This window comes from Streptomyces sp. NPDC051109 (genome assembly GCF_044455885.1).
In the GTDB taxonomy this organism is placed as follows: domain Bacteria; phylum Actinomycetota; class Actinomycetes; order Streptomycetales; family Streptomycetaceae; genus Streptomyces.
Window position 1 is genome coordinate 92,503 of the sequence record NZ_JBITFF010000016.1, and the last position, 19,670, is coordinate 112,172.

At 72.5% G+C, this 19,670-nt stretch carries 15 protein-coding genes and 1 tRNA gene; 6 read left to right on the forward strand and 10 right to left on the reverse strand.

Translation table 11 applies throughout. The features are described 5' to 3' along the window. Window positions 1–64: 64 nt before the first annotated feature. The 6 genes from pth to ACIBAD_RS26800 all read right to left on the reverse strand — a co-directional run bounded on the left by pth (window position 65) and on the right by ACIBAD_RS26800 (window position 5,181). Entirely contained in the window at window positions 65–655 is a 591-nt protein-coding gene (gene pth / locus ACIBAD_RS26775; RefSeq protein ID WP_398908942.1) for an aminoacyl-tRNA hydrolase, read from the reverse strand. 90 nt (window positions 656–745) lie between these two features. Next, the gene (locus ACIBAD_RS26780) at window positions 746–1,330 is read right to left on the reverse strand and encodes a 50S ribosomal protein L25/general stress protein Ctc (protein ID WP_134073750.1); all 585 of its coding nucleotides are present in this window, start codon (window positions 1,328–1,330) and stop codon (window positions 746–748) included. 179 nt (window positions 1,331–1,509) lie between these two features. Further along, complete coding sequence (locus ACIBAD_RS26785) at window positions 1,510–2,487, reverse strand: ribose-phosphate diphosphokinase (protein WP_030297029.1); 978 nt, start codon at window positions 2,485–2,487, stop codon at window positions 1,510–1,512. Window positions 2,488–2,632: 145 nt separating this feature from the next. Further along, window positions 2,633–4,078: a bifunctional UDP-N-acetylglucosamine diphosphorylase/glucosamine-1-phosphate N-acetyltransferase GlmU gene (gene glmU, locus ACIBAD_RS26790; RefSeq protein ID WP_134073752.1), complete on the reverse strand. Its 1,446-nt coding sequence runs from the start codon at window positions 4,076–4,078 to the stop codon at window positions 2,633–2,635. A 110-nt stretch (window positions 4,079–4,188) separates the two neighbouring features. Then, window positions 4,189–4,260: transfer RNA gene (locus ACIBAD_RS26795), tRNA-Gln, on the reverse strand. A 9-nt stretch (window positions 4,261–4,269) separates the two neighbouring features. After that, window positions 4,270–5,181, reverse strand: a complete 912-nt coding sequence (locus ACIBAD_RS26800; protein WP_398908944.1) for a hypothetical protein — start codon at window positions 5,179–5,181, stop codon at window positions 4,270–4,272. A gap of 131 nt (window positions 5,182–5,312) precedes the next feature. Between ACIBAD_RS26800 and ACIBAD_RS26805 the strand changes: the two genes are divergently transcribed. Beyond that, window positions 5,313–6,596 (forward strand): sensor histidine kinase, encoded by a 1,284-nt coding sequence (locus tag ACIBAD_RS26805; protein WP_398908946.1) that lies wholly within the window; start codon window positions 5,313–5,315, stop codon window positions 6,594–6,596. Between the two features lie 404 nt (window positions 6,597–7,000). Here the strand turns inward: ACIBAD_RS26805 and ACIBAD_RS26810 are convergent, their stop codons facing one another. Both ACIBAD_RS26810 and ACIBAD_RS26815 read right to left on the reverse strand, forming a co-directional pair. After that, window positions 7,001–7,513: an SUKH-3 domain-containing protein gene (locus tag ACIBAD_RS26810; protein WP_134073758.1), complete on the reverse strand. Its 513-nt coding sequence runs from the start codon at window positions 7,511–7,513 to the stop codon at window positions 7,001–7,003. An 11-nt stretch (window positions 7,514–7,524) separates the two neighbouring features. After that, a complete protein-coding gene (locus ACIBAD_RS26815; protein ID WP_398908948.1) occupies window positions 7,525–8,115 on the reverse strand; it encodes a YwqJ-related putative deaminase in 591 nt (196 codons plus the stop codon). A gap of 230 nt (window positions 8,116–8,345) precedes the next feature. On the opposite strand from ACIBAD_RS26815, the gene ACIBAD_RS26820 reads away from it, so the two are divergent. From ACIBAD_RS26820 to ACIBAD_RS26830, 3 genes are all read left to right on the forward strand, one after another. Continuing rightward, a complete protein-coding gene (locus ACIBAD_RS26820; protein WP_134073761.1) occupies window positions 8,346–9,341 on the forward strand; it encodes an SMI1/KNR4 family protein in 996 nt (331 codons plus the stop codon). A gap of 7 nt (window positions 9,342–9,348) precedes the next feature. Further along, window positions 9,349–11,781, forward strand: coding sequence for an SUKH-4 family immunity protein (locus tag ACIBAD_RS26825; RefSeq protein ID WP_398908950.1), 2,433 nt, complete (start codon window positions 9,349–9,351; stop codon window positions 11,779–11,781). Between the two features lie 135 nt (window positions 11,782–11,916). Continuing rightward, window positions 11,917–12,798 (forward strand): cellulose-binding protein, encoded by an 882-nt coding sequence (locus tag ACIBAD_RS26830; RefSeq protein WP_398908953.1) that lies wholly within the window; start codon window positions 11,917–11,919, stop codon window positions 12,796–12,798. 534 nt (window positions 12,799–13,332) lie between these two features. On the opposite strand, the gene ACIBAD_RS26835 is transcribed toward ACIBAD_RS26830, so the two are convergent. Together ACIBAD_RS26835 and ACIBAD_RS26840 are read right to left on the reverse strand one after the other, a co-directional pair. After that, window positions 13,333–14,193: a hypothetical protein gene (locus ACIBAD_RS26835; protein WP_398908955.1), complete on the reverse strand. Its 861-nt coding sequence runs from the start codon at window positions 14,191–14,193 to the stop codon at window positions 13,333–13,335. A gap of 93 nt (window positions 14,194–14,286) precedes the next feature. Beyond that, window positions 14,287–15,864 (reverse strand): MFS transporter, encoded by a 1,578-nt coding sequence (locus ACIBAD_RS26840; protein ID WP_398908957.1) that lies wholly within the window; start codon window positions 15,862–15,864, stop codon window positions 14,287–14,289. Window positions 15,865–16,222: 358 nt separating this feature from the next. On the opposite strand from ACIBAD_RS26840, the gene ACIBAD_RS26845 reads away from it, so the two are divergent. Together ACIBAD_RS26845 and ACIBAD_RS26850 are read left to right on the forward strand one after the other, a co-directional pair. Next, complete coding sequence (locus ACIBAD_RS26845; RefSeq protein ID WP_398908959.1) at window positions 16,223–16,999, forward strand: ABC transporter ATP-binding protein; 777 nt, start codon at window positions 16,223–16,225, stop codon at window positions 16,997–16,999. Between the two features lie 56 nt (window positions 17,000–17,055). After that, entirely contained in the window at window positions 17,056–19,581 is a 2,526-nt protein-coding gene (locus ACIBAD_RS26850) for an FtsX-like permease family protein (protein ID WP_398909022.1), read from the forward strand. Window positions 19,582–19,670: the final 89 nt, after the last annotated feature.

The window sequence follows — 19,670 nt, forward strand, 5'->3', positions numbered from 1 at the left end:
GCGTCCGTCGCCCTTCGTGACGACGGACGCGGATACCGGGCCGCACAGGCCCGGGCATGCGGGCCTACGAGTTGTAGGCGGACTGGGCGCGCTCCAAGCCCTCCGCGATCAGGCATTCCACGGAGTCGGCGGCCCGGTCCACGAACCAGTCCAGCTCCTTGCGCTCCGTGGACGAAAAGTCCTTCAGGACGAAGTCCGCGACCTGCATGCGGCCCGGCGGGCGCCCGATGCCGCAGCGCACCCGGTGGTACTCCGGGCCCATCGACTTCGTCATCGACTTCAGACCGTTGTGCCCGTTGTCCCCGCCGCCCAGCTTCAGCCGCAGCGTCGGATAGTCGATGTCCAGCTCGTCGTGGACCGCCACGATCCGCTCCACCGGCACCTTGTAGAAGTCGCGCAGCGCCGTCACCGGCCCGCCCGACAGGTTCATGAACGACATGGGCTTCGCCAGCACCACCCGGCGGTTCGCCGGTCCCGGCGGGCCCAAACGCCCCTCGACCACCTGCGCCCGCGCCTTGTGCGCCTTGAACTTCCCGCGCATCCGCTCGGCCAGCAGGTCCACCACCATGAACCCGATGTTGTGGCGGTTGCCCGCATACTCGGCCCCGGGATTACCGAGGCCGACGATCAGCCACGGCGCCGTGTCGTCCGACATCCATGCTCCTTAACGAGGACGACCGCCGTCCCGCTCCCAGTGGAGCCGGACGGCGGTCGATCAGCAAGTGCTGAGGGGGAAGGGCGAGGCTCAGGCCTCTTCGCCCTCGGCGGCCTCGGCGGCCGGCTCCTCGGCCTGCGGGGCGACGACCTGCAGGACGGCGGTCTCGCCGTCGACGGCCAGCGTGGTGCCGGCCGGCAGGACCAGGTCCTTGGCGTGGATGGAGGCACCGGCCTCGAGGCCCGCGATGGAGACGGTGACCTCGGTCGGGATGTGGGTGGCCTCGGCCTCGACCGTGATGGTGGTGAGGAGGGTCTCCAGCATGTTGTTGCCGGCGGCCAGCTCGCCCTCGGTGACGACGGCGACCTCGACGGTGACCTTCTCGCCCTTCTTGACGATCAGGAAGTCGACGTGGGACAGCGAACGCTTCAGCGGGTGCTTCTGCACGGCCTTCGGGATGACCAGCTCGGTGCCGTCGCCCTCGATGTCCAGGGAGATCAGGACGTTCGGGGTGCGCAGCGCCAGCGCCAGGCCGTGGCCCTCGACGTTGACGTGCTTCGGGTCGTTGCCGTGGCCGTAGATGACACCGGGAACCATGGCGTCGCGACGGGCCTGGCGGGCAGAGCCCTTGCCGAAGGTGTTGCGGAGCTGGGCGGAAAGCTTGACCTCGGACATGCTCACTCCTCGTGGGGTGACGGAAATGGACAACGGTCACCCGGCCTGAACGGCCTGCTACGAAGAGCGCGTCGATAACGGAGCGCCGACACCGAAAAGGTGCGGCCTCCCTCGCCGAGCAACTCGTGGAGTCTACCCGGCGCGGAGGCCGCACCCAAAAGGATCTCTGTACTGACCGGTTACTGCTGCTCTTCGAACAGGCTGGTGACCGAGCCGTCCTCGAAGACCTCGCGCACCGCGCGCGCGACCATCGGGGCGATCGACAGGACCGTGATCTTGTCGAGCTCCAGGTCGGACGGGTCCGGCAGGGTGTTCGTGAAGATGAACTCGCTGACCTTCGAGTTCTTCAGGCGGTCCGCCGCCGGCCCCGACAGGATGCCGTGCGTGGCCGTCACGATGACGTCCTCCGCGCCGTGCGCGAACAGCGCATCGGCAGCGGCACAGATCGTGCCACCCGTGTCGATCATGTCGTCGACCAGGACGCAGACGCGGCCGCGGACCTCGCCGACGACCTCGTGGACCGTCACCTGGTTGGCGACGTCCTTGTCACGGCGCTTGTGCACGATCGCCAGCGGCGCGTCCAGACGGTCGCACCAGCGGTCGGCGACGCGCACGCGGCCGGCGTCCGGGGAGACGATCGTCAGCTTCGTGCGGTCCACCTTCGCGCCCACGTAGTCCGCGAGGACCGGCAGCGCCGACAGGTGGTCCACCGGGCCGTCGAAGAAGCCCTGGATCTGGTCCGTGTGCAGGTCGACCGTCAGGATGCGGTCCGCACCCGCCGTCTTCAGCAGATCGGCGACCAGACGCGCCGAGATCGGCTCGCGGCCCTTGTGCTTCTTGTCCTGGCGGGCGTACCCGTAGGAAGGGATGATCACGGTGATGGAGCGAGCCGACGCGCGCTTCAGCGCGTCGATCATGATCAGCTGCTCCATGATCCACTTGTTGATCGGAGCCGTGTGGCTCTGGATCAGGAAGCAGTCCGCGCCACGAGCCGACTCCTGGAAGCGGACGTAGATCTCACCGTTCGCGAAGTCGAAAGCCTTGGTCGGCACGAGGGCAACGCCCAGCTGATGCGCAACCTCCTCGGCCAGCTCGGGGTGGGCGCGGCCGGAGAAGAGCATCAGCTTCTTCTCGCCGGTCGTCTTGATCCCGGTCACAGCACAGTCTCCTCAGACGTGTTGAAAGCTGCTCGCCCCCGTGTGCGTCCGTCCCGCACACGGTGAGCCAGCCGAATTGCGTGCACCTATCACGGTACGCCCTGCCGGGCCTACCTGTTTCCGGTCAGTTCACCTCAACGAGGCCTCAGCGGGGGTCGGAATCCTCCGGGACCGCCGACTGTGCCGCCGTCGCCGCGGCGCTTCCCGGACGCTTGCGAGCCACCCAGCCCTCGATATTGCGCTGCTGGCCGCGGGCCACGGCCAGCGCACCCGGCGGCACATCCTTCGTGATCACCGAACCGGCCGCCGTGTAGGCGCCGTCCCCGATCGTGACGGGCGCCACAAACATGTTGTCCGAACCCGTCTTGCAGTGTGAGCCGACGGTGGTGTGGTGCTTGTGCTCACCGTCGTAGTTCACGAACACGCTCGCCGCGCCGATGTTCGTGTACTCGCCGATCGTCGCGTCGCCCACGTACGACAGGTGCGGCACCTTCGTGCCCTCGCCGATCGTCGCGTTCTTCATCTCCACGTACGTGCCGGCCTTCGCCTTCAGGCCCAGGTTCGTGCCGGGACGCAGGTACGCGTACGGGCCGACGGACGCCGACTCGCCGATGACCGCCGTGTCCGCGACCGTGTTGTCCACGCGCGCCCCCGGGCCCACCTGCGTGTCCTTGAGCCGCGAGTTCGGACCGACCTCGGCACCCTCGGCGACGTGCGTCGCGCCGAGCAGCTGCGTACCCGGGTGGATCAGGGCGTCCTGCCCGAAGGTCACCGTCACGTCCACGAACGTGCTCGCCGGGTCGACGACCGTCACGCCCGCGAGCATCGCCTGCTCCAGCAGGCGGGCGTTGAGCAGCGCGCGGGCCTCGGCGAGCTGGACGCGGTTGTTGATCCCCAGGATCTGGCGGTGGTCGCCGCCGACGGCCGCACCGACGCGGTGACCGGCCTCGCGCAGGATGCCGAGCACGTCGGTGAGGTACTCCTCGCCCTGGCTGTTGTCGGTGCGCACCTTGCCGAGCGCGTCCGAGAGGAGCGCGCCGTCGAAGGCGAAGACCCCGGAGTTGATCTCCCGGATCGCACGCTGGGAGTCGGTGGCGTCCTTGTGCTCGACGATGGCGGTGACGGCGCCGTCCGCGCCGCGGATGATGCGGCCGTAGCCGGTGGAGTCCGGCACCTCGGCGGTGAGCACGGTGACGGCGTTGCCGTCGGCCTCGTGCGTCCGCGCGAGCTGCTTGAGGGTCTCGCCGGTCAGCAGGGGGGTGTCGCCGCAGACGACGACCACGGTGCCGTTCTGCTGTCCGCCGAGCTCTTCGAGGGCCATGCGGACGGCGTGACCGGTGCCGTTCTGCTCGTACTGGACGGCGGTGCGGACGCCGGCGTCGATCCCGGCGAGGTGCGCGGTGACCTGCTCGCGGGCGTGGCCGACGACGACCACGAGGTGTTCGGGGTCCAGCTCGCGCGAGGCGGCGACGACGTGGCCCACGAGCGAGCGCCCGCAGATCTCGTGCAGAACCTTGGGAGTGGCCGACTTCATGCGGGTGCCTTCACCCGCTGCGAGTACGACGACGGCTGCCGGGCGGTTGGCGCTCACGGGGATGCCCTTCGGCTTCGGGTGGTGGACCCGTGAAGGATACCGGGGGGCCGCACCCCGGAAACGAAGCCGGGTCCCGACCGAGAGGTCAGGACCCGCGCGTACATGAGCTCCCCCGCCAGGACTCGAACCCGGACATAAGGCACCAAAAGCCTCAGTGCTGCCAATTACACCACAGGGGACCATTCGGCCTAATCGGACATATGTGTCTGCCTGATCAAGTCGACGGCATCTACTATGCCGCACCAGGCGCCCTCGACGCGACGGTAGATGTCGGCGCTTTGGCTGACGTAAAGGACCAGGCAGCCCCGGTAGTTCTCACCGGTGTTCCGTCGGGTGGTCTTCGGGTTGTGCTTCTTGAGGGTGGCCTTGGCGAACTGGCCCCTGTCTCCCCCGACCGCGGCGATCCAGTACTCCTCGGCCGCCCCGACGTCGGCGGATTCGTGGATCATCACGCGGTAGCGAATTCGCTCCCTGGGGACGCCGATGAGGTCCAGCCAGGCGAGGAACACCTGGATGACGCCCGGGTCGCTGTTGACGAAGTGAACCTTCTCGCGACGGTCGTACGACTTGTCCTTCGCGCCTTCCGCCCAGTACAGGGCGACTCCGGCGAGGAAGAGCTCTCTGTCGGTGAGCTGTCCGATTTCGGTTCGCGACGACTGTTTGACCCGGGCTCGCTGTTCGTTCCGGACGTTGTTCTCGTGGTCCCATCGTTTGCGTGAGGCGAGTCGAGCCTGTTCCGCGGGGGTGCGCTGTGCCGCCGGTTTGGGGAGGTCGCGGACCCAGAGGGAGATCGAGCTCTTCGAGCAGCCCAGCTCGACCTGGATCTGGTCGTAGGTCATGCCCTGGAGGCGGAGTTCGCGGGCTCTGGCGCGCAGGCCGTCCTTCGCGTTCGGGCGCTTGGTCCATTCGGGGGCGGGCTCGCCGTCCAGGAGGCGGTTCAGGATGTCGTTGTTGTGGACGTGCAGGCGGTCGCGGATCTGGCGGCGGCTGAGGCCCTCGCGGCGCAGGGCCACCGCTTGCTCGCGGAGGGCTTCGAAGGTCGCGGCTCCGGTGCGGAGGCCGCCCGTGCCGTCGCCGGGGCGACGTCGAATTTCGGTCATGTCGCCAATGTCGTCCGGAATGTGAGATTCAGGTCCCGCTCAGCGGACGAATCATCCGTACGTGCGATTACCCCGGGATCGCCGGAATTCCGTTCGCGTGTGTGCTGGGGGCGCTGCGTACGCTGGACGGCATGACCAGTACGGGGGAAGAGCGGGGCGGGGCCGGGCGCGACGGGCCGTGGTGGTGGGAGCGGCGGCGGGGGGCCGTGCTCGATGTGGGACTGGCGGCCGTGTCGGCCGTCGAGTGCGCCGTCGAAGGGGTGCCCTTCGCGCACGAGGCCGGGCTTCCGGTGCCGGTCGGGGTGCTGTTCGGGCTGCTCGTGGGGTCCACGCTCGTCCTGCGGCGGCGCTGGCCGATCGCCGTGGTGCTGGTCGGGATCGCCGTGTCGCCGGCCGCGATGGGGTTCCTGCTCGGGGTGGTCGGGCTGTACACGCTCGCCGCCTGCGAGGTGCCCCGGCGGATCACCGCGACGCTGACCTCGATGTCGCTGCTGGCGACCCTCGTGGTGATGTACGTGCGGACCAGTGGGGACCAGGGGGCCTCGCAGTCGCTCGTCATCGTGCTGTCGGTGTTCGTGGCGGTGGCGCTGACCGTGCCGCCGGTGCTGCTCGGTCTGTACATAGGGGCGCGGCGGCGGTTGATGGAGAGCCTGCAGGAGCGGGCGGATTCGCTGGAGCGCGAGCTGTCGCTGCTCGCGGACCGGGCGGAGGAGCGGGCCGAGTGGGCCCGTACGGAGGAGCGGACGCGGATCGCGCGGGAGATGCACGACGTCGTGGCGCACCGGGTTTCGCTGATGGTGGTGCACGCGGCGGCGCTGGAGGCGGTGGCGGCCAAGGACCCGGAGCGGGCGGCGAAGAACGCCGCGCTCGTGGGGGACATGGGGCGGCAGGCGTTGACGGAGCTGCGGGAGATGTTGGGGGTGCTGCGGGCGGCGGAGTCGCCCAAGCGGGTCCCTTCCGCGGCTGCGCGGGTGCCGGTGGCTGCCCTGGTGGGCAGTTTCGAGGACGGGCCCGGGCCTTCGCTGGGTGAGCTGGAGGCGCTGGTCGGGCAGTCGCGGGCGGCCGGGATGGTCGTGGAGCTGGATGTCCGGGGTGCGGGGGCGGGGTATCCGGCGGAGGTGGAGCAGACGGCGTACCGGGTGGTGCAGGAGGCGCTGACGAACTGCCACAAGCATGCGCCGGGTGCGCGGGTGGTGGTGCGGCTGGCCCACCGGGAGGGTGAGGTGGCCATGCAGGTCGAGAACGGGCCGTGCGGGGCGGACGGGGTGCAGCCCGGCCTGCCGAGCGGTGGGAACGGGCTGGTCGGCATGCGGGAGCGGGTGCTCGGGCTGGGCGGCGTTTTCGTGTCCGGTCCGACGGACGAGGGCGGCTTCAAGGTCTCGGCGGTCCTGCCGGGCGCTCCGCGCGGGGGGTAGGGCGTCTGAACGGCCCGGTGGGGCCGGGGTCGGGGCGGGGTGCGGCCAGGCCGCGATGCCGGCCGCGCCTCGGCCCCCGACCCTGGTCCGGTGCCCGGCCCCCGGCCTCGGTCCGGCCCCGCTTCGCCCCCGGTCCCGTCCGGCCCCGGGCGCGATCGTGGCCCTGATCGGGCCCCGGTCCGGCCCCGGCCTCGGTTCGGCTCCGGCCTCCCAGCGCCGGTTCGGCTCCGGCCCCCGGCCCCCTGCCGCGGTCCGGCCCCGCTCGACCCCCGGCCTCCGGCCGCGGTCCGGCCCCGCTTCGACCCCCGGCCCCGGGCGCGATCGGGCCCTGATCGGGCCCCGGTCCGCCCGGCTCCGGTCCGGCCCCCGGCCCCGTCCGGCCTCGGCCTCGGTCCGGCCTCGGCCTATGGGGTCGTGGTGAGGCGGGTGGGCTGGAGGCCTGTGAGGAGGAGGGTGAGGGCTTCGTCCACGTCCGCGCCCAGGTACCAGTCGCCGGTGTGGTCGATGCCGTAGACGCGGCCCTCGCGGTCGATGGCCAGGTGCGAGCCGCCGTCGGAGTCCGTGCCGAGCGGGCAGAGCTGGGTGGAGAGGGCGCGGCCGAGGTCGGCGAAGGTGCGGGCCAGGTGGAGGCCGGTCAGCGGGTCCAGGCGGACCGGGACGGGTGCGGTCTGGCGGCCGGGTCCGGGCGCGGTGACGGTGAGCCCGCCGAATTCCGCCCAGGCTTCGACGGCGGCCGGGAAGACGGTGTGGCGGTGGCCGGCCGGGGTGGTGTGGTCGCGCAGGGCGTCGGCCCAGAACTCGGCCTGCTTGATGTCCCAGCGGCCGGGCTCCCAGCCGGCGGTGCGCAGGGCGGTGTCCACGGGGCCCGGGAAGCGGGTGGCCGAGGAGCGGTCGTAGGAGGCGGAGGAGGTGGTCATGGTGGCGGGAGTCAGGCCTTCTCTGACGCGGGGGTGAGGTCGACGGCGCGGACGCCGAAGTGGGCGAGGAGGGCTTCGCAGGAGCGGCAGGGTGGTGCGTAGCTGCCGTGGAGCGGGTCGCCGTCCTCGCGGATGCGGCGGGCGGTGATCTTGGAGTGCTTCAGGGAGCGGCGGGCTTCGCTCGCGGTGAGCGGTTTGCGGGAGGCGCGCCTGCTGCGCGCGCCCTCGACGGCGGTGAGGTGGCGGGAGAGCAGTATCGCCTCGGGGCAGCGGCCGGTGAACCGTTCGCGCTGGCCGCTGGTGAGGGTGTCGAGGAAGTCCTGGACGAGGGGGTGCAGGGCGGGCGCCTGGTCGGCCTTGCCCGCGGTGCCGGTGAGGGTTTCGCCGCGTACGGAGAGGGCGGCGGCGATGGTGGGGAGGATGCCGTCGCGGCGGAAGCGCAGGACGGGTGCGGCGGGTCGGCCGTCGGTGCTGCTCCAGCGCAGGCGGGGGTCTCCGGCCGCGGGCGTCCCCCCGGTCGGCGGGCCGGCTGCCGGGTCGCCCTGGTCGCCCCGTCCCGAGGCGCCGTCGGCCGTGTCCGTGCGTGTCGCCGTGTTCTGCATGGTCGCGTCTTCCCTCCCGTGGCGGCGGTGGTGGCCGCTGTCGCGCACGCCCCCGTGCTGAGGGGACAGCCTGTCAAATGTCCCCTGTCGTGTGGAAGCGGGGTCGAATATTCGTATCAATTCGGATGTTCCTGGCCGTCGTGCGGGTGCGGGGGTCGCGGGCGGGTGCCGCCCTTGCCCGACCACATAGGCTGTGGTGAACCAGCCAGATCCAGCAGGGGGCTACCGCCATGACGACAGGTCGGCTCGGGCAGCAGGCCGCGCCACCCAACGCCGCGTACTCCGGGCAGGTCGTGCATTTCCCGGACCCGGTCCGGGCCGCTCGGCATCCCCACGGGGTACGGATGGACGCGGACGGACATCCCGACTTCTCCCCGTACGCGCGCGCGGCGGTGGAGATCGCCGAGCCGCCGGAGGGCTTCGGCGTGGACGAGTTGAGGCTGACGGACTGCGTCTCCGCGAACGCGGCGATGCACGCGGCCGGCCACGCGCTGTGGGACACCGTCGGACCGGTGGCGACTCCGCACGGCTGGACCTGGCACCACGTGGCCGGGACGCGGCGGATGGAGCTGGTCCCGGTCGAGGTGAAGGCGCTGCTGCGGCATCACGCGGGGCTGGCGACGGCGCCGGTCGACCACGGCAAGCGCGGGACACGGCCGTTGCAGGAGCTGCGCCCGGTGCACTTGGGGCTGCCGAAGACGGTGGTGTCGGTCTCCGAGGAGGCGGTGCAGGGTGTCGAGGAGGACCTCGGCTACCGGCTGCCGGAGGCGTACCGCGCGTTCCTGAAGGCGGCGGGAGGCTGTGCGCCGGTGGGCGCCGGGCTCGACGTGGATCTCGGTCTGCTGGTGGACCAGCCCTTCTTCACGGTGCGTGAGGAGGCGGCGGTCAACGACCTCGTGTACGTCAACAAGTGTCTGCGGGACCACCTGACGAAGGACTACCTGTGTGTGGCCTTCGTGCAGGGCGGTCTGCTCGCGGTGAAGGTGAAGGGCGAGGCGATCGGCTCGGTCTGGTTCTCTCCGTACGACGACGCCCGCGACCAGGACGGCTGGTCGGTGCAGGAGCGCGTGGAGCGTCTGTTGCTGCCGTGCGGTGCCGATTTCGATGCCTTTCTGGAGCGGTTGGCGGGCAATCCGCCGGAGTTGGAAACGGTGGCCGGTCTGATGGTGGACGGCGGATTCGCACGCTCGGTTCCCGTGTCCGGTGCGGCACCGGTGGAGGGGTGACGGCGCGATGGTGACGTTTGCGCAGGCGCAGGAGCGCGCCGAGGAGTGGATCAACGGGGACGTCCCCGCGTACCAGCACCGGGAGGTGCGCGTACGGGAGTTCGGACTCGGGTTCGTGGTGTGGGCGGAGGACCGCGCGGCGGGTCCGGTGTCCGGCGGCGGTCGGCAGCGGCTGGTCATCGCGCGGGACAGCGGCGAAGTGACGCTGTGGCCCGGGCTGCCGGTGGGTGAGGTGATCCGCCGGTACGAGGAGGAGTACGGGGCTGCGGCCGCGCCGGTGGCGGAGGCCTCGGTGCCGACGCCGCGGATCGACTCGGAGCAGACCTCGTTCATGCTGAGCCCGCCGGAGTGGCTCCAGGAGGCGGCGGACCGGGCGGGGATTGCGCCGGCGCCCGTGCCGACGCCGACGCCGGCTCCCGCCGCGGCCGCGGCCGAGCCCGCGCCTGCTCCGGAGCCTGCCGCCCCGTCTCCTGCTCCTGCTCCCGTTGCGGTGGAGGCGGTTCCGCTGCGCCGCGAGGTGCCGTACGAGCCGTCCGCGAACGACGGGGTGCCCTCCGGGGCCACGCCGTGGGCCGGGACCGATGTGAACCCCGGCGCGGACGACGTGTCCGTACCGCTGCCCGCGACGGTGTTCGCACCGCCGCTGTCGGGCTCGGACCTGGACGACGTGGCGCCGCCGCCCGGTGCTGCCTCGGAGGCCAAGACCGCGCTGATCCCCGGGGGCAGCCGGCTCCCGAAGACGGCGATCGCCCCCGCGCTGGACCTCGGGGCGGATGCGGGCGGCGGCTCGGATTCCGGGTCGATCGCCGATGCGCCGACGAGCAAGGCCCAGGTCTCCCGGCCGGGTGCCGCTCCGGCGACGCCTCCCGGTGCGCCCGGTGCGCCCGGTGCGCCGGGGGGCGGGCTCGACCATGCCGCGACGATGCTGGCCGGTCCGGCCGTGACGGGTCAGCCGCCGGCGCCTCCGGGTCCGCCCGGTGCTCCGGGTGCGGGTCAGCCGCCGGCGCCTCCGGGTCCGCCCGGTGCTCCGGGTGCGGGTCAGCCGCCGGCGCCTCCTGGTCCGCCGGGGGCTCCGGGTTCGCTGGGGCGTGGGTTGGATCATGCCGCGACGATGTTGGCGGGTCCGGCCGTGACGGGTCAGCCGCCGGCGCCTCCGGGTCCGCCCGGTGCTCCGGGTGCGGGTCAGCCGCCGGCGCCCCCCGGTCCGCCCGGGGCTCCCGGAGGGTCTGCCCATCACGCCGCCACGATGCTCGCGGGTCCCGGCGTACCCCAGCCCCCCGGTCCGCCCGGTCCGCCCGGTCCGCCCGGGGCTCCCGGTGTGCCCGGGGGAGGGCTCGACCATGCCGCGACGATGCTGGCCGGTCCGGCCGTCACGGGTCAGCCGCCCGCGCCCCCCGGTCCGCCCGGGCAGCCGCAGGCCGGTCCCGGCCCCGCGGCGGCGCAGCCTCCGGCGCCCACCGGTGCGCCCACCGTCGGCCCGGGCTACCAGGCCGTACTGCGCTACCGCGCGCCCGACGGCTCCGAGCAGCAGCTCATCCGGCGTTCCGCACCCGGCACCCCGCACCCCGAGTGGCAGATCCTGTACGAGCTGCGCGCGATGAACGTGCCGCCGCAGCAGGTGCTGGAGCTGCACACCGAGCTGGAGTCCTGTGAGCTGCCGGGCGGTTACTGCGCGCGGATGATCCGGGAGACCTGGCCGCAGGTGCGGATCACGAGCGTGGCCCCGTACGGCAAGGACCATGCGGGCCGTCAGCAGGGCATGCGTCATCTGCTGACCCATCAGGGTGAGCTGCACCAGGTGGCGGACGGTCCGGCGCGCCCCGCGCCGGTACGGGTTCCGGTCCAGCAGGTGCCGCTGCAGCCGGCGATTCCGCTGGATGCCATCGGCGCTGAGCTGGCCGGGGCGTTCGGCCCGCAGGGGGTGTTCCGCTTCGATCAGCGTGCGGTGTCGCGCCAGGGTGTGCCGGAGATCGTGGCGCAGACCCTGGTGTGGGCGGGTCTGCCGACGGACTTCGGGCCGTTCTTCTGGGCGCAGGCGGTGCCGGGCCAGCCGGTGCCGACGCTGGCGGAGCTGGCCGCGCAGCGGCAGGTGCAGCCGGCGTCGGACGCGGGCTCGTACCTGGTGGTGGGCAGCGACTTCGGCAAGGCGCTGTGCGTGCAGTACGGGACGGCGCACATAGTGGCGGTCCCGGTGGAGGCCGGTCCGGGCGGTGCGCCGGTGCCGCCGCAGTTCGTGAATTCGAGCCTGCCGCAGTTCGCGCGGTCGCTGGCGATGCTGGGTCACATGTGGCGGCTGCGGCAGCACCTGACGCCGGAGCAGGCGGGGCGCTGGACCGTCGATTTCCAGACGAATCTGGCGGGGCTCGACAGTGCGGCGCTGGCGTCGCCGGAGAGCTGGTGGTCGGTGCTGCTGGAGCAGATGTGGGACGGGCTGCTCTGATCGGACGATCGGGCGGATGGCCGGGCCGGGACCCTCGTGGGGGGTCCCGGCCCGGCCATTCCGGCTTCCGGCCGCAAATGGCGCATCCTTGACGGGAATCCCCCCGAGAGAGGCGCTTCCAGGATGACTGCACCCATGTCACCTCACGGACCGGGCTTCGCGACCGTACGAGGTCGCGGCTACCGCGTGGAAGAGGTCGACCGGTATCTGGCCCGGCTCTCCGGCAGCCGGGACGAGGCATGGGAGCGGGTGGCGCGGCTGACGGTCCTCGCGAAGCGGATGGAGGCGGAGGCGGAGCGGCTGCGGGAGGCGGTGGCCGCGCTTGTTCCGCAGACGTACGACGAGCTGAGCGAGCGGGCGCGGCGGATCCTGCTGCTGGTGGAGGAGGAGGCGGACACCGTACGGCGGGACGCGCGGGCGGACGCGGTGGATGCGAGGGGCGCGGCCGAGGCGTACGCGGACCGGACGGCGGAGCTGGCGCGGCAGGACGCGGAGGCGGTGCGCGAGCAGACGGAGGTCCGGGCGCGCCAGGGGCTGTTGCGGGCGGGCCGGGAGGCCGACGCGGTCCGGGCGGAGGCCAGGGACGAGGCGGCGGAGTGGCGGGCGCAGGCGCAGGCGGCGCTGACGGAGATGCGGCGCCGGTCGGAAGCGCTGCTCGCGGAGCGCGAGCAGGAGCACGTGGAGCGCTGGGACGCGGCGGAGCGGGAGCTGGCGGCCCGGGAGGCCGATCTGGAGGCCCGGCACGCGGAGCTGGAGCGGCTCGCGCAGGCCCGGCTGGCGGAGGCGCGGCGCGGGTACGCGGAGGCGGAGGAGGCGGCGCGGCACGGGCAGGAGGACGCGGAGGCGCAAGCCGCGGAGCTGTTGGCGCAGGCGCGGGTGCAGGAGGAGCGGACGGGCCGGGAGACGGAGCGGATCCTGCGGGAGCACGCGGAGGCGCAGGACGAGATGCGGGCGCACATGAACCACGTCCGCTCCAGCCTGGCGGCCCTGACGGGCCGGGCTCCGGCCGAGGGCTGACCCGGCGGTCTGCGGTCGGTCGCGGGTGAGCCGGCCGGACCCGCGGCCGGGGCGGTTCGGGGTTTGTGTGGGGGGGCGTAGTGGCGGGGCGCGCGGGCGCGGTTGCCGCAGGCCGAGGCTCCGCACCAGCGGCGCCTGGGGTGCGCCGGGAGGAACAGCGGGGCGCAGTCCGGCCCTTCGTACTCCCGTGCGTCCCGCATCCGGGTGCCGTCGGGAGTGCGGCCGCGGCGTCAGCCGGCTCCGCCGCGCCGGGGCGCCCGTGCGGTGCGGGCGCCGCCTGGCCGGTTTCCGCGGTCCGGGCGGGCTCGCGGTGGCCGGGGCGCGGCCTCGCCCCGTTCCGCGCGGGCCGCCGGCCAGGGCCGCTCGCCGGGCCGCGCTGCTGTGCTCGCCGCGCCGGCCCCCGCCGCGTAGCCGCCCCCCGCCTGCGCGGCCCCGTTCAACGCGCGCGCGGCCCCGTTCAGCGCGCGCGGCGCCGGCCAGGGCCGCTCGCCGCGCCGCGTTGCTGCGAGCGCCGCCCCGGCTCCGCGCCGCGTACTACCCCACCGGCCGCGGGTCCGGGGTCGGTGCCGGCGTCGTCGGGGCCGTCGGGGCGTGGCGGTACGGGTCGCTGCGCAGGCCGCGGGAGGTGACCACCACTGTGAAGGCGGCGGGCGCGGGGGCCGGGAGCCCGGCGGTCAGGGTGCCCGTCGCGGGGTCGTACTCGGTCGGCAGGGCGGCGGAGTCGAGCTCCACCCGGGCTTCCGGGCCGAAGCCGCCCCCCTCGACGAACAGCGCGGCGCCCGTCACCGTCACGTCCGTGATCACCGGGTTCGCGCGGGTGGCCATCTTGTTCACCAGGTACGCCCCGGCCGGGGCGCCGGTCAGCGCCCAGATCTCGGCGGGGAGGCGGGGGAGTCCGCCGCCCACGTCGGAGAGGAAGAACAGCACCACGTACAGCATGGTGACCGCGCTGAGCACCACGTACTGGAGGTCGACGAGGTCGGTGCGGCCGCTGTCGTTCGCGACCAGCTCGCGCAGCGGCCGCTGCCCGGAGCCGGTCGGTTTCGGGGCGGGCTTGGCCATGCTGCCGTTCTCGACGCGGATCCCGACGACCGTCTTCGCGGCGATCATGGCCACGTACGGGCCCCCGAGCAGTGGCAGGTACACCGTGGTCAGGGAGGACAGCGGGCCGTGCTCCCCGCTGAACCAGCCGATGCCGCCGCCCGCCGTCAGCCCGTACGCGAGGATCGTGAGCAGGAGCCAGACCAGGATCACCGTCCAGGCCAGGGCCAGGGTGGTGGAGGTGGAGAGGCGGCCGTCGCGGCCGGTGACGAAGCCCGGACGGCGGCGCAGCCGCAGGCCGAGGGGCCCGGCGAGGGCTGCCAGTAAGGCCAGTGCGAAGAGTGCGGAAGCCATGTCGTCCCCCCGGAACGGATTTCGGATGCAGGACTCCGAGGTCTACTCCGTTGACCGGGGTCATGACAAGCGGGATCCCGGCGCGGCGGCCCGCTACGTGTCGCTCCGCTCCTTCTCCTGGTGCTCCTCAAGTATCGGGAACCGCCGCGGTGCCACCAGGAGCAGGACGAGAAGCGCCGCCACGGCCGCGGCGGTCGCGCCGAGGAAGACGTGGTCCACGGCGGAGGCCACCGCCTGGCGCAGGTAGTCGGCGGCGGCCCGCGGGAGCAGGTCCGGCCGGTCGAGGGCCTTGGAGACGTCGTCGAGGTGGTCGGGCAGCCCGGACATCGGGGCGTGCGCCAGCCGGGAGGCGATGGTCGCGTTGGCGACGGCCCCGAGCAGCGCGGCCCCGAGGCTCTGGCCGACCTGGCGGCAGAACAGCACCGAGGCCGTCGTCGTACCCCGCTCGGACCAGCCGACCGTGGATTGGACCCCGACGATCAGCGGCAGTTGGAAGAGGCCGAGGGCCGCGCCCAGCAGCAGCATGATCAGCGTGGGCTGCCAGGGCCGGGCGGGGTAGGGGAGCAGCGTGAAGGAGAACAGGATCACGGCGGCGAGCGAGCTGCCGACGGCCGCGGAGTTGCGGAAGCCTATGCGCCGGTAGACATGCTGGCTGAAGGCGGCGGAGACCGGCCAGGTGAGGGTCATCGCGGACATGACGAGCCCGGCGCTGACGGCCCCGAGGCCGAGTACGGACTGGGCGTACGTGGGGACGAAGACCATCGGCGCGATCATGAGCACGCCGAGAGCGCCGAGGGCCAGGTTCACGGCGGCGATGGTGCGCCGGCGCCAGACCCATCCCGGAATGATCGGCTCCGCCGCCCGGCGTTCGATCCGGACGACGACGGCCGCCAGCAGCGCGCTCGCGCCCAGCAGTCCGAGGGAGGGCGCGGACAGCCAGGGCCAGGCGACCCCGCCCTGTACGAGGGCGAAGAGCAGCAGCCCGCCGCAGGCGAAGACGCCGAGGGCGCCCGCCCAGTCGATCGGGCCGCGGCGCCCGGGGGAGCGTACGGGCTCGACGAGGTGGCGGGCGAGCATCCACAGGGCCAGGCCGCCGAGCGGCAGGTTGATCAGGAAGATCCAGCGCCAGTCGGCGTACGAGGCGATGAGCCCGCCGAGCGCCGGGCCGGCCACGGCGGAGGCGGCCCACACGGAGGACATCCGGGCCTGGATCCGCGGGCGGTCCTTGAGCGGGTAGAGGTCGGCGGCCAGGGTCTGCACGGTGCCCTGGAGGGCGCCGCCGCCCAGCCCCTGGACGAGGCGGAAGGCGATGAGGGCGGCCATGTTCCAGGCGAGCGCGCACAGCAGCGAGCCGACGATGAACAGGGCTGCGCCGAAGAGCAGTACGGGCTTGCGGCCGAAGGTGTCGGAGAGCTTGCCGTAGACGGGGAGCGTGACGGTGACGGCGAGCAGGTAGCCCGCGAAAAGCCAGGAGAAGACGGAGAAGCCGCCGAGGTCGCCGACGATCTGGGGGACGGCGGTGGAGACGATCGAGCTGTCGAGGGCGACGAGGGACATCGCCAGCATGAGGGCGCTGACCAGGGCGGTACGGGGCGTCCGCCCGCCGGGAGCCGCCGCGTCGGCCCCCGGTCGGGCCCCGGTGCGCTCGCCCGTGCTCTTCTCTGCGCCCACCAAGATCCTTTCACCGTGCACGTATCTGCGGGGAACACCTTCTCATCACGGGGTTTTCGGCGGTATCCCCCGGTATCCCCCAGAGGTGATCCGCCAAAAGGTGCAGCACCCCTAGGGGTTGCTCCTCACAAGGGCCCAGGGGTCGTTCGTCCCGGCGGAGGAGGAGGACGGCCCGGCGAGGTCCTTAACTGGTTCCTACGGGCGGGGGTGGGGTTAACCCCCCGGTGGATACGGCGATGGGCACCAGCGCGCCGACCGCCTCCGCCCCGCAGACTTCACGACGGCAAGACAGCCGGATCCGGCCGCATCGCGGCAGCGCGAGCACGCATCAACGAGGGGAAGCACCGTGACAACGGCTATGACCGAAACCAGGCACGGGGGTACTGGAGGGCATGGAGCCGTCGCCGCCCGGGCGCGCAAGGTCGTCAAGGCCTACGGCTCCGGGGAGACCCGCGTGGTCGCCCTCGACGAGGTGGACGTGGACATCAAGCGCGGCCAGTTCACGGCGATCATGGGCCCCTCCGGTTCCGGCAAGTCCACGCTGATGCACTGCCTCGCCGGCCTCGACACGGTGACCAGCGGGCAGATCCACCTGGACGACACCGAGATCACCGGGCTGAAGGACAAGAAGCTCACCCAGCTGCGCCGCGACCGGATCGGCTTCATCTTCCAGGCCTTCAACCTGCTGCCCACGCTCAACGCCCTGGAGAACATCACGCTCCCCATGGACATAGCGGGCCGCAAGCCCGACGCCGAGTGGCTCAACCGAGTCGTCGAGACCGTCGGCCTCGCCGGGCGCCTCAAGCACCGCCCGACCGAACTCTCCGGCGGCCAGCAGCAGCGCGTGGCCGTCGCCCGCGCCCTCGCGGCCCGTCCGCAGATCATCTTCGGTGACGAGCCCACCGGAAACCTGGACTCCCGGGCCGGCGCCGAGGTCCTCGGCTTCCTGCGCCGCTCGGTGGACGAGCTCGGCCAGACCATCGTCATGGTCACGCACGACCCGGTGGCCGCCTCGTACGCGGACCGGGTGATCTTCCTGGCCGACGGCCGGATCGTGGACGAGATGTACGCGCCCACCGCCGACCAGGTGCTGGACCGCATGAAGGACTTCGACGCGCGCGGGCGGACCTCGTGAGCGCGGGCACCGTACTGAAGACCTCGCGGCGCAACTTCGTCGCGCACAAGGGGCGGATGGCGCTCTCCGCCGTCGCCGTCCTGCTCTCCGTGGCCTTCGTCTGCGGCACCCTGGTGTTCACCGACACCATGAACACCACCTTCGACAAGCTGTTCGGCGTCACCAGCGCCAACGTGACGGTCACCCCGAAGGGGGCCCAGGGCGGCGAGGACAACCCGAACCGCGGCAAGCCCGAGGTGCTGGCCGCCTCCGCCGTCGAGCAGGTCGGGAAGGCCGAAGGCGCCAAGAGCGCCGAGGGTGCCGTCGTCTCCATGTCCGTCACGGTCGTCAACGCCAAGAACGAGAACATGGGCTCGACCACCGGCGCCCCGACCATCGCGGGCAACTGGAACGACAACGAGCTCAAGTCGATGAAGATCACCTCCGGCCGGGCCCCGCGCGGCCCGACCGAGATGATGGTCGACGCGGACACCGCGAAGAAGCACCACCTGGGGATCGGCGACGAGCTGCGCACCATCGCCATCACCGGCGACATCCGCGCCAAGATCAGCGGTATCGCCACCTTCACCGTGACCAACCCGGGCGCGGCCGTCGTCTACTTCGACACCGCCACCGCGCAGGAGAAGCTGCTCGGCGGCCCCGGCCTCTTCACGCACGTCAACGTCACCGCGAAGGACGGGGTCAGCGACGAACAGCTGAAGGCGAACGTCGCGAAGGCCGTCGGCGCGGACGCGTACAAGCTGCAGACCGCCAAGGAGTCCGCGGACGCCAACCGCAAGGACGTCGGCTCCTTCCTCGATGTCATGAAGTACGTGATGCTCGGCTTCGCCGGGATCGCCTTCCTCGTCGGCATCTTCCTCATCTTCAACACCTTCTCGATGCTGGTCGCCCAGCGCACCCGAGAGATCGGCCTGATGCGCGCCATCGGCGCCGAAAGCGGCCAGGTACTCAAGTCCGTGATCGTCGAGGCCTTCCTGCTCGGCCTGGTCGGCTCGCTCCTCGGGGTCGGCGCCGGTGTGGGCCTGGCCGTCGGCCTGATGCAGCTCATGGGCCAGATGGGCATGCACCTGTCCACCGACGACCTGACCGTCGCCTGGACCACCCCGGTCGTCGGCCTGGTGCTCGGCATCGTCGTCACCGTCGTCTCGGCCTTCATCCCGGCCCGCCGGGCCGGCAAGGTCTCCCCGATGGCCGCCCTGCGCGACGCCGGCACCCCCGGCGACAAGAAGGCCGGCCGCATCCGGGCCGCCGTGGGCCTGGTCCTCACCGGCATCGGCGGCGCGGGCCTGTTCCTCGCCGCGGGCGCCGACAAGGCCGCCGCCGGCTCGCTCTGGCTGTCCCTGGGCGTGCTGTTCACCCTCGTCGGCTTCATCGTGATCGGCCCGCTGCTCGCCGGGCTCGTGGTCCGGCTGCTCTCCGGCCTCGTCCTGCGGCCCTTCGGGTCCGTCGGCCGCCTCGCCGAGCGCAACGCGCTGCGCAACCCGCGCCGTACCGGCGCCACCGCCGCCGCGCTGATGATCGGACTGGCGCTGGTCGCCTGCCTGTCGGTGGTCGGCTCCTCGATGGTGGCCTCCGCCACCGACGAGCTCGACAAGTCGGTCGGCGCGGACTACATCGTCCAGTCCCAGACCGGCCAGCCGATCATGCCGCAGGCCGAGCAGGCGCTGCGCGCCACCAAGGGCCTCGACCACGTCACCGCGTACCGGGAGGTGGAGGCGAAGGTCACCGCCCCCGACGGCTTCGTCAGGGAAGGCGGCGTGAGCGTCAACGACCCCACGTACGCCCAGGACGTCCGGCGCAAGATGATCGCCGGCGAGCACGCGGCGGCGTACGGCAAGGACGCGATGTCGGTCGGCTCGATCTTCGCGGACGAGCACCACGTCAAGGTCGGCGACGAGCTGACGGTCGCCTTCACCGGCGGCCGGACCACCAAGCTGAAGGTCGCCGCGATCACCTCCGACGAGGGCAACCTCGACAAGGGCGTGATGTACACCAGCACCGCGACCGCCGAGCAGTTCCTTCCGGCCGACCGGATGCCGCGGCCGTTCATGCTCCTGGCCAAGGCGGCCGACGGGAAGGCGGACACCGCGTACACCGCCGTCAAGGGCGCGCTCGCGGAGTACCCCCAGTACCAGGTGCAGAACCAGACCGACTACAAGAAGTCCCTCAAGGACCAGGTCGGCCAGCTGCTGAACATGGTCTACGGGCTCCTCGGCCTCGCGATCATCGTGGCGGTCCTGGGCGTCGTGAACACCCTGGCCCTCTCGGTGGTCGAGCGGACCCGAGAGATCGGCCTGATGCGCGCCATCGGGCTCTCCCGCCGCCAGCTGCGCCGCATGATCCGCCTGGAGTCGGTGGTCATCGCCCTCTTCGGCGCCCTGCTCGGCCTCGGCCTGGGCATGGGCTGGGGAGCCACCGCCCAGCAGCTGCTCGCCCTGGAGGGCCTGAAGGTGCTGGAGATCCCCTGGCCGACGATCATCGGCGTGTTCGCCGGGTCGGCCTTCGTGGGCCTGTTCGCCGCCCTGGTCCCGGCCTTCCGGGCGGGGCGGATGAACGTACTGAACGCGATCGCGAGCGAGTAGCGGGCTCGGCGTTCGTTCGGGGGACCGCCGGTCCCGGTCAGCCCTTCGGGGGCCGGCCGGGACCGACGGCGTTCCGGGGCCGGCGCTCC

Excerpts from the sequence above, each read along its gene's own strand:
- pth (WP_398908942.1), bottom strand. The coding sequence starts at position 655 with ATGTCGGACGACACGGCGCCGTGGCTGATCGTCGGCCTCGGTAATCCC.
- ACIBAD_RS26780 (WP_134073750.1), bottom strand. The coding sequence starts at position 1,330 with ATGTCCGAGGTCAAGCTTTCCGCCCAGCTCCGCAACACCTTCGGCAAG.
- ACIBAD_RS26800 (WP_398908944.1), bottom strand. The coding sequence starts at position 5,181 with ATGACCGAAATTCGACGTCGCCCCGGCGACGGCACGGGCGGCCTCCGC.
- ACIBAD_RS26805 (WP_398908946.1), top strand. The coding sequence starts at position 5,313 with ATGACCAGTACGGGGGAAGAGCGGGGCGGGGCCGGGCGCGACGGGCCG.
- ACIBAD_RS26810 (WP_134073758.1), bottom strand. The coding sequence starts at position 7,513 with ATGACCACCTCCTCCGCCTCCTACGACCGCTCCTCGGCCACCCGCTTC.
- ACIBAD_RS26815 (WP_398908948.1), bottom strand. The coding sequence starts at position 8,115 with ATGCAGAACACGGCGACACGCACGGACACGGCCGACGGCGCCTCGGGA.
- ACIBAD_RS26820 (WP_134073761.1), top strand. The coding sequence starts at position 8,346 with ATGACGACAGGTCGGCTCGGGCAGCAGGCCGCGCCACCCAACGCCGCG.
- ACIBAD_RS26825 (WP_398908950.1), top strand. The coding sequence starts at position 9,349 with ATGGTGACGTTTGCGCAGGCGCAGGAGCGCGCCGAGGAGTGGATCAAC.
- ACIBAD_RS26830 (WP_398908953.1), top strand. The coding sequence starts at position 11,917 with ATGTCACCTCACGGACCGGGCTTCGCGACCGTACGAGGTCGCGGCTAC.
- ACIBAD_RS26835 (WP_398908955.1), bottom strand. The coding sequence starts at position 14,193 with ATGGCTTCCGCACTCTTCGCACTGGCCTTACTGGCAGCCCTCGCCGGG.
- ACIBAD_RS26845 (WP_398908959.1), top strand. The coding sequence starts at position 16,223 with ATGACCGAAACCAGGCACGGGGGTACTGGAGGGCATGGAGCCGTCGCC.
- ACIBAD_RS26850 (WP_398909022.1), top strand. The coding sequence starts at position 17,056 with ATGGCGCTCTCCGCCGTCGCCGTCCTGCTCTCCGTGGCCTTCGTCTGC.